Annotated in this window: 8 protein-coding genes; 2 read left to right on the top strand and 6 right to left on the bottom strand. The window is 37.9% G+C overall.

The window, feature by feature from the left end; genetic code table 11:
- Positions 1-1,597 (top strand): mechanosensitive ion channel family protein (locus E1176_RS09980; RefSeq protein ID WP_155210467.1); only part of this gene is annotated, 1,597 nt, incomplete at its 5' end.
- A 3-nt stretch (positions 1,598-1,600) separates the two neighbouring features.
- Here E1176_RS09980 and bioA read toward each other — a convergent pair.
- From bioA to E1176_RS09965, 3 genes are read right to left on the bottom strand one after another with little or no spacing between them, the layout of a single operon-like run.
- A complete protein-coding gene (gene bioA, locus E1176_RS09975; RefSeq protein ID WP_155210466.1) occupies positions 1,601-2,872 on the bottom strand; it encodes an adenosylmethionine--8-amino-7-oxononanoate transaminase in 1,272 nt (423 codons plus the stop codon).
- Positions 2,856-3,473 carry a dethiobiotin synthase gene (gene bioD / locus E1176_RS09970; protein WP_155210465.1) on the bottom strand — a complete coding sequence of 206 codons (618 nt, stop codon included), beginning with the start codon at positions 3,471-3,473 and terminating at the stop codon, positions 2,856-2,858. Before bioD ends, bioA begins: the two co-directional genes overlap by 17 nt.
- Positions 3,470-4,684 (bottom strand): aminotransferase class I/II-fold pyridoxal phosphate-dependent enzyme, encoded by a 1,215-nt coding sequence (locus E1176_RS09965; protein ID WP_246205994.1) that lies wholly within the window; start codon positions 4,682-4,684, stop codon positions 3,470-3,472. The genes bioD and E1176_RS09965 overlap by 4 nt, the downstream gene beginning before the upstream one ends.
- A 1-nt stretch (position 4,685) precedes the next feature.
- On the opposite strand from E1176_RS09965, the gene E1176_RS09960 reads away from it, so the two are divergent.
- Entirely contained in the window at positions 4,686-5,645 is a 960-nt protein-coding gene (locus E1176_RS09960) for a lipid A deacylase LpxR family protein (RefSeq protein ID WP_343030525.1), read from the top strand.
- Between the two features lie 2 nt (positions 5,646-5,647).
- Here the strand turns inward: E1176_RS09960 and E1176_RS09955 are convergent, their stop codons facing one another.
- From E1176_RS09955 to E1176_RS09945, 3 genes are all read right to left on the bottom strand, one after another.
- Complete coding sequence (locus tag E1176_RS09955) at positions 5,648-6,511, bottom strand: SDR family oxidoreductase (protein WP_155210463.1); 864 nt, start codon at positions 6,509-6,511, stop codon at positions 5,648-5,650.
- 105 nt (positions 6,512-6,616) lie between these two features.
- On the bottom strand, positions 6,617-7,321 hold the full coding sequence (locus tag E1176_RS09950; protein WP_155210462.1) for a hypothetical protein: 705 nt from the start codon (positions 7,319-7,321) through the stop codon (positions 6,617-6,619).
- A gap of 87 nt (positions 7,322-7,408) precedes the next feature.
- The coding region (locus tag E1176_RS09945; protein WP_155210461.1) for a T9SS type A sorting domain-containing protein at positions 7,409-8,080 on the bottom strand (672 nt) is incomplete at its 5' end.

Below are 8,080 nucleotides of genomic sequence, written 5' to 3'. Positions count from 1 at the left end.
ATTAGCCAATGGAGTGCTAGCACAAAAAAAAGTCATCACATCAAAGGATACATTAGTTTACAACTTATCTTCTCCTTACCATACAGTACTTACTCATTTAAAGTTTTTGCAAGATGAAACTTACCACCCAAAAGTTTCAGCTAAAGTTTTTGATCCAGACTATTTTTCTGAAGAGGAAGCTGTAAATCTGGCCAAAGAATTAAAACAGATTTATGATGGTAGAGGTATATACATAGACCTAGAAGAAATACCGAGAGTAGGTGCGTACAAAGACTCTGTAAGTGGTAAAAGCCGGTATTACCCTGTACAGCAAAAGTATCCCGACCTATTCCTTCAGAAGAAAGGAAAGCGTTGGTATTATAGTAATAAATCTGCCAGACAAATAGACGTTTGGCATAAACAAGTTTATCGTTTTGGAACACATAAACTTTTAGAAATCCTCCCTACAGGAGGCGAAAAATATCTTGGGCTATATTCCTGGCAACTGCTGGGAATCTTAATTTTAATTGCGGCTTCGTTTATACTTCACAAGCTTTTCACTTTTGTATTTGAAAAGCTAATTATCGAATTACTAATGAAGTTTGGCTATAAGCGACTAGCTGATGAAGTAGTAATCCCGGTGGCTAAACCAATTAGTTTCTTAGTTATTTTTCCTCTGTTAATTCTGTTTGTGCCAGTGTTACAGTTGCCAATTACGATGGCAGAATATGTGATATTGGCTCTTAAAGCAATTTGGCCTGTATTTGCCATTATATTTTTCTACCGCCTTGTAGATATAGTTAGCCTATATTTCGGTAGAGTCGCAGAAAAGACTGAAAGCACCCTGGATGATCAGTTGGTGCCTCTTTTACGAAAAGTTCTGAAGACATTTGTTGTAATCTTAGGAGCCCTGTTTATACTTGATAATTTAGAGTTTAATATAACGGGTCTTATAGCTGGTATTTCTATTGGAGGTATTGCATTTGCACTGGCTGCTCAAGATACTATCAAAAACTTTTTCGGCTCACTCATGATATTTATTGATCGTCCTTTTCAGGTTGGCGACTGGATAACATCTGGTGATGTTGATGGTACTGTGGAAGAGGTCGGTTTTAGGTCTACCAGGATAAGGACGTTCAGAAACTCATTAATGTATATTCCTAATGGGGTAATTACAAATCAGACTATTGATAACCATGGTTTGCGTGTTTATAGAAGGTTTTTCTTCAATATAGGTGTGACATACGGTACGCCTCCAGATTTAATCGAGGTTTTTGTCGAAGGCTTGAAAGAGGTGGTTAAAAAGCACCCTCAAACAAGAAAAGACTATTTTGAGATTCATCTGAATAACATGGCAGATTCATCTCTCAGTATCATGTTTTATATTTTCTTTAAAGTGCCTAGCTGGACAGAAGAGCTAAAGGCAAGACATGAGATACTATTAGACATCATAAGACTGGCGGAAGAGATAGGTGTAGAGTTTGCGTTTCCAACACAAACATTGCATGTTGAAACTTTCCCAGAGAAAAAGGGAAACACTCCGGAGTACACTAAAAACACTCCGGAATTGAAGAAAAAAGTTGAAGATTTTTTAGCTGCTAAAAGCAGTGAAAAGTAGCCTCTAAGGCTCAATTAGAAAGTCTTCGATAGCACCATAAACTTTACTCAATTCATCATTAGTAATGATGTAAGGGGGGATAATGTAGATGAGATTGCCCAATGGTCTTAATAAAACATTTCTCTCAATGAAGAAGGGATAAAGGCGATTTCTCATTTCACTGAAGTAAGAGCTATCCTGATCAGTTTTAAATTCTATAGCCAGAATCGTACCTATGGTTCTTATTTCTTTAACAATAGGTATATCTATGTGACTGTTTTTAAAATTCACGTGTTGATCGGTTATTCGCTTAATGTTATCTTGGCATTCTTCAGTAAGGAGCAACTCAAAGCTTGCATTAGCCGCAGCACAGGCAATTGGGTTTGCTGTAAAAGAATGGCCATGTAAGAAGGTTTTTATTAGCTCCGGAGAGTCAAAAGCTGATACGATTTCACGAGTACAAGATGTAGCGCCTAATGCCATAGCCCCTCCAGTTAGACCTTTGGAAAGACACATAATGTCAGGTTTGTTTTCTATATGGTCAGAAGCGAAGTTTTTGCCCGTTCTGCCGAAGCCCGTCATTACCTCATCTGCTATACATACGATTTGCCTGTCTTGAGCGTATTTTATAAGCTTATCGAGAAATTCTGGCCTATAGATGCGCATTCCAGAAGCACCTTGAACTATTGGTTCGAAAATAAATGAAGCGACATCACCCGAGACGATATACTCTTTAAACTGTTTAAAAACTATTTCTTCATTGTCCTTGGTAGGGAAATCTATAAAGTCAACATCAAAAAGCTGTTTAAAAAAAGGTCTTGTAAAATCGCTTCTTTCTCCTACCGACATGGAGCCAAAAGTATCTCCGTGGTAAGCGCCATCTATTGCGATGACTCTGTTTTTTTCTGAGCCTTTGTTATACCAATATTGAAAAGCCATTTTTAAAGCCACTTCAACAGATGTGCTTCCATTATCAGAGTAGAAGACTTTGTTTTGATTGCTAGGTAAAATGGATAATAGATTTTCCGCTAATTGAATGGCTGGTTTGTGAGTGAATCCAGCGAAAATAACATGCTCCAGGGTGGCAGCCTGGTTAGCTATGGCACTGGAAATTTTAGGGTGACTATGGCCATGGAGATTGACCCACCATGATGAAACAGCGTCTATGATTTTTTTGCCACTAGTAGTATGCAAGTAAACCCCTTCTGCCTTTTCTACGCATAAGGGATCATCTACACCTTTTAATGGAGTAAATGGATGCCATATCGATTTTTGATCTCTAGTAACCCAATTCATGCCAACGCCTTTTAAATAGTTCGGAATAATGCTCGATTACATCACTTGTAATCTTTGATTCTGTTTTAATATGAAGTAACTGTGGAAGACCAGATTTAGATAGAATTATATTCTCAGACTCAGGGTTTGAATCGCCATTGAAAATAATGCCTTTTACTTTGACCTTTCTATGTGCTAGGGCCTCAATTGAAAGGAGTGTATGATTGATGCTTCCCAAATATAAATTGCTGACCAAAATGACTTCAGCTTCTAATTGAGATGCTATATCAATCACAGTATCAGTATCATTAAGAGGTACTAAAATTCCACCAGCTCCTTCGATGACTAATGGTTTTTCTGTGTTAGGAGGTATGATTTTTTTCAAATCAATTTCAATCTTTTCTGCTTTGGCAGCATCGTGGGGAGACGCAGGCTTATTTAGCAGGTATGCCTCTTTATGTACAAAAACTTCAGAAGTAGTTAGTCGTTTTACAGCATCACTATCAGTTGGTTGACCAGCCTGAATTGGTTTCCAATAGTCTGCCCCTAATGCTTGGGCAATAATGGCAGAAGCGAGTGTTTTACCACTATCTGTTCCTATGGCAGTTACAAAATATTTCATTTTAGGGCTGCTAAGGTATCAACCAAATGCGAAATTTCATCATCTGAATTAAAGGTATGTAGGCAAATTCGGATTCTTTCTTTACCTGCCGGTACGGTAGGGGATAGAATGGGTCTTATATCGTAGCCAGACTTTACAAGTTTTTGTGCTAAGGTTCTTGAGTTTTCATTGCCAGGTGTGAGGATAGCCTGAATCGGGTGATTACTATCAATTTTGGAGTAATACGGAACTAACTTCTCTTCAAAAAGCTGATTAAATAATTTAACCTTGTTCTTAATGATTTGCTGCAATTCGATGTGCTCAGCCAGATACTCAAATGCACAGTCAATTGAGATTACGCTATGTGGTGGTAAAGCGGTGGTGTAAATAAACGAACGAGCATGGTTTATTAAATATTCTTTTAGCGTGCTTGAGCCAGTTACAGCAGCACCATGGATGCCCATGGCCTTTCCAAAAGTATATACTCTTGCAAAAATCTCCGTTTTGAGTGCCGGATCAATGTCAATACCATTACCGTTCTTTCCGAACACTCCCGTAGAGTGTGCTTCATCAATAATTACATGTGCACTATATTGTTTTGCAATCGCTAATATTTCATCGATTGGGCATTGATCTCCATCCATTGAGTATATAGACTCAACCACCACAAAGATATTTCCCTGTGCTTTTTGAATCTTTAATTCAAGATCTTTTACATCGTTATGTTTAAAGCTTAAACGCTTTGCCAGACTAAGTCTCGCTCCGTCTTTAATGCACGCATGTGATAACTCATCATAAACTATGGTGTCATCTTTTTTAGGAATAGCAGATAATAAAGCCATATTGGCCATGTAGCCGGAATTAAATATCAAGGCGCTTTCGGACTCCAGAATCGAAGCTAATTTTTTTTCTGTGTCTTCATAAAGCTCACTGTTTCCAGATAGAAGCCTCGAGCCAGTCGCACCATTAGCTTTCGTCTCACTATTTCTAATCGATATAGCTTTACGAAGCTCTGCACTTCTTGACAGGCCAAGGTAATCATTAGAGAAAAAATCGACTAATCCACTTCTGGTCTTTAAAGAACGTAAGTTGTTGTCAGCGAGGCGCTTTTGTAGTTCTTTTTGTAGTCGTTTTTCTATATGCATCGAATATGTATTATATTTGACGACTAAATTAGTTGCTTTAGTTGGTTTGATAAAATCTTGTATTAATAACAGGTATGTCGTTGTCATAGTGTTATCATTTTGGGTGACTGTCGGCACTTACGCGCAAGTTACAACTAAAAGTCATCGCATGGATCGTGAGCTAAATATTAGCTACGACAACGATCTATATTTCGGCACAGACCGATATTACACTTCGGGATTAGATATCATACACAGGCGGTTATTAAAAGCAAACTCTCCTTGGTTTCAACGCTTTAAAAGTAGAAGAAACGATTCAACTAAAGTCATTGCAGGTTTTCATTACGGCCATAAAATTTTCACTCCGTATAAGATTAAAAGAAAAAACGTAGAGGATTTTGATAGACCGTATGCCGGTTGGCATTATTTAAAACTTCACATGCAAAATTTCCCGGGAGCAAATTCAATGAATAGCTTTTCTTTAGAATTAGGGGTTGTGGGTGAAATGTCAGGAATTGGCAATTTTCAGGAGTGGTGGCATGAAAAGCTTAGTTTCCCACAACCGCAGGGTTGGAAGTATCAGGTTGGGAATGAAGTTATACTTAACCTGGTTTATAAAAGATCGATGCAGTGGTCACCGGTAAGAAGAATTGGCTTATACAGTGATACTGAAATAAAGCTTGGCACAGGTATGAATAGAGCTACTCAAAGTGCCGAACTTCGATATGGAAAGGCAAATAGACTGTTCAACTCAGCCAAAGCTAATAGTCGATTATCTCATAAATTACCGGTAGTTGGTAATAATGACCCTGAAGAAGAAGAGGGCTATTTATTTTATGGTATTGAGGGGCAATATGTACTAAGTAACATTTTTATAGAGGGTAGCCTATTGCGAGCTGAAACACCGCACACAGAAGAACTTGAAGACGTGGTGATTGTCAGAAAGTGGGGTTTTGTTTATAGTAACTACTACACGACCTTTTCGTTCACAGTTTATCGGATGACCCCTGAAAATAAAGGGGCTAGAAAACACCGATTTATTAACCTTAATCTGGCTTTTAGATTTTAAGCTTACTTCTTTCTACTTCTCATCTTTTCGAGCTTGTCCCACATCTCCTGAGGTACAGCTTCCAGGCCGTTAAATTCTCCAGCACCGTTTATCCACTCGCCTCCATCAATCGTAACTACTTCACCATTAACATAGGCAGAGTAATCTGACATAAGGTAGGCAGCCAGGTTGGCCAACTCCTGGTGGTCGCCAAACCTCTTTAGTGGTATTCGTTTAAGAGGATCTATCTTTTCAGCTACGTCTGCCGGGAATAGTCTTTCCCAAGCGCCCTCGGTAGGAAAGGGGCCAGGAGCAATAGCATTAGATCTGATTTTATACTTTGCCCATTCTGCAGCCAGAGATCTTATTAAAGATAAAACGCCAGCTTTAGCGCAGGCAGAAGGTACCACATACCCACTTCCTGTCCAGGCGTAGGTGGTTACAATATTTAAGAATGTACCAGGTTGTTTCTTTTCTATCCAGTTTTTACCAGTGGCTAAAGTGAAGTTGTAAGTCCCTCTTAAAACGATATCTACTACGATATCAAAAGCTCTGTGAGAAAGTCTTTCGGTCGGACTTATGAAATTACCGGCTGCATTGTTAAGAACACCATGGATTTGGCCAAACTTACTTTCACTCTGTTCGATTACATTAAGAATTTCATCGTACTTTCTAATGTCACATGCTACTGGAAGTACTTTGCCACCAGTCTCTTTTTCTAATTCATCAGCAGATTTTTCTAACACTTCTAACTTTCTGCTTGTAATAATCAGGTTGGCGCCTAATTCCAAAAAATATTTACCCATTGATTTACCGAGGCCTGTACCACCACCTGTTACGATAATGTTTTTACCTTTTAATGAGTTTTCCTTAAGCATTCCTTCCATGGTTATTATTGGTTTTAGTTGATAACTCACTAAAGATAGAAATAATTAATACTGGCCAGAAAATTATATAAATAAAAAAAGCTGCCGTTTGGCAGCTTTCTTACTTTAATCGTCATCACTATATCTACTTCCCCTTGATCTATGTCTGTGCGATCTTCTATCGTCATCATCATCGTCTCGTTCATATTGTATGGCTCTTCCTCTTCGTTGTTTAGATTTTCGAGCCTCTTGTGAGTCATAGTACCTACCTCGTCTCTCAGGGTATCTACTGCTATTGTATTTATGATGCGAGTTGTTAGATCTATTTCTCACAGTCTGATTTCTACGTTGATCATGAATGTTAGATCTATGGTTGTGACCATTATTATAATAATGTCGCTTATTATACTGTCTGTAAATAGGTCTGTAAACTACATGATTATGACCTCGATGGATATGACTATTACAAGCAACCCTATGACTTCGATAATAAGCCTGGTGAAAGCCACAATAATTACCACAAACGTGCTCGTATAAAGGGTAGTAATCGAAAAATGTTCTTCCAAAAATTCTTCCTCGTGCACCAACGTTTAATTCAACGAAAACGTCACCTCTTTGAAGAATTACATCAAAAGATACACGACCTCCTCTCACTATTCTTCTGGCATGTACCCAATCGTAATCATAATAATGGTAATCAACTGCATGAAATATTCTTTGAGGGACATTCCATTGGTGGTGAACTCCAAAAGATGCAACGAAATGTTGAGCTTTAGATTCAGAGCTTAAAAAGAAAGCGCCTATCGCTATTAGTAAAATTATCTTTTTCATGGCTTTCTATATTTGGTTATGACATACATTAACCAATGATAGTGCCAATTGAAATTTTTAGATTTTAATCTACTGGTAATCAGATAATTACCTACTTATAATAAGCCGTTCAGTTTTTAAATTCAAGTTACTGCTAACACTTAGGAGATATACACCTTCTTTTAAATCAGATACGTCAATTTCTATGGGTCCCTCTGTGGCTTGGCTTAAAATCACAGTTTTCACAACTCTACCATCAATAGAGGTAATCTTAATCTCTGACCCGGCATCAAGTTGTTTGTGGTTGACAAATAATTTATTCTGATCTACAGGGTTGGGGTAGTATGAGAGGTCACAATCTCTGCTGTTAATATTTGTGGTCACAATTTTACTGTAGTCTATATGCCCATCGTAATCGATATTTCTTAATTGAAAAAATTGCCTTCCACAAGCAATTGTATTCGTTGTATATGAATAGCTTTTAAGGCTCGTATTTGCATTTGACTTCGGAACCATAGCTATTTTCTCAAAGTCTTCAATCGAGTTACCTTGAAAGATTTCGAAATGACTATTATTTATTTCGCTTGCTGTCTGCCATATAAACGTCAGTTCGCTTCCTTTAGTCCTTACATCAAACTTTACAATTTCTACCGGTAAAGGATTTGCGGTAAGTATTAAAGTGACCTGTTTAGTAATTCCCGGGTCTATTGCATTTCTGTCACCATAGGCCGTTGCATTAATGGTGTATTCACCGTCTTTAGGAATGAATGATTTGTGGTT

Source organism: Fulvivirga aurantia, from assembly GCF_009711475.1.
In the GTDB taxonomy this organism is placed as follows: domain Bacteria; phylum Bacteroidota; class Bacteroidia; order Cytophagales; family Cyclobacteriaceae; genus Fulvivirga; species Fulvivirga aurantia.
This window is presented reverse-complemented; position numbering and strand designations above follow the sequence as displayed.

Bases quoted from the DNA above. Each gene is read 5' to 3' on its own strand.
- bioA (WP_155210466.1), bottom strand. From the start codon at position 2,872: ATGAATTGGGTTACTAGAGATCAAAAATCGATATGGCATCCATTTACT.
- bioD (WP_155210465.1), bottom strand. From the start codon at position 3,473: ATGAAATATTTTGTAACTGCCATAGGAACAGATAGTGGTAAAACACTC.
- E1176_RS09965 (WP_246205994.1), bottom strand. From the start codon at position 4,684: ATGACAACGACATACCTGTTATTAATACAAGATTTTATCAAACCAACT.
- E1176_RS09955 (WP_155210463.1), bottom strand. From the start codon at position 6,511: ATGGAAGGAATGCTTAAGGAAAACTCATTAAAAGGTAAAAACATTATC.
- E1176_RS09950 (WP_155210462.1), bottom strand. From the start codon at position 7,321: ATGAAAAAGATAATTTTACTAATAGCGATAGGCGCTTTCTTTTTAAGC.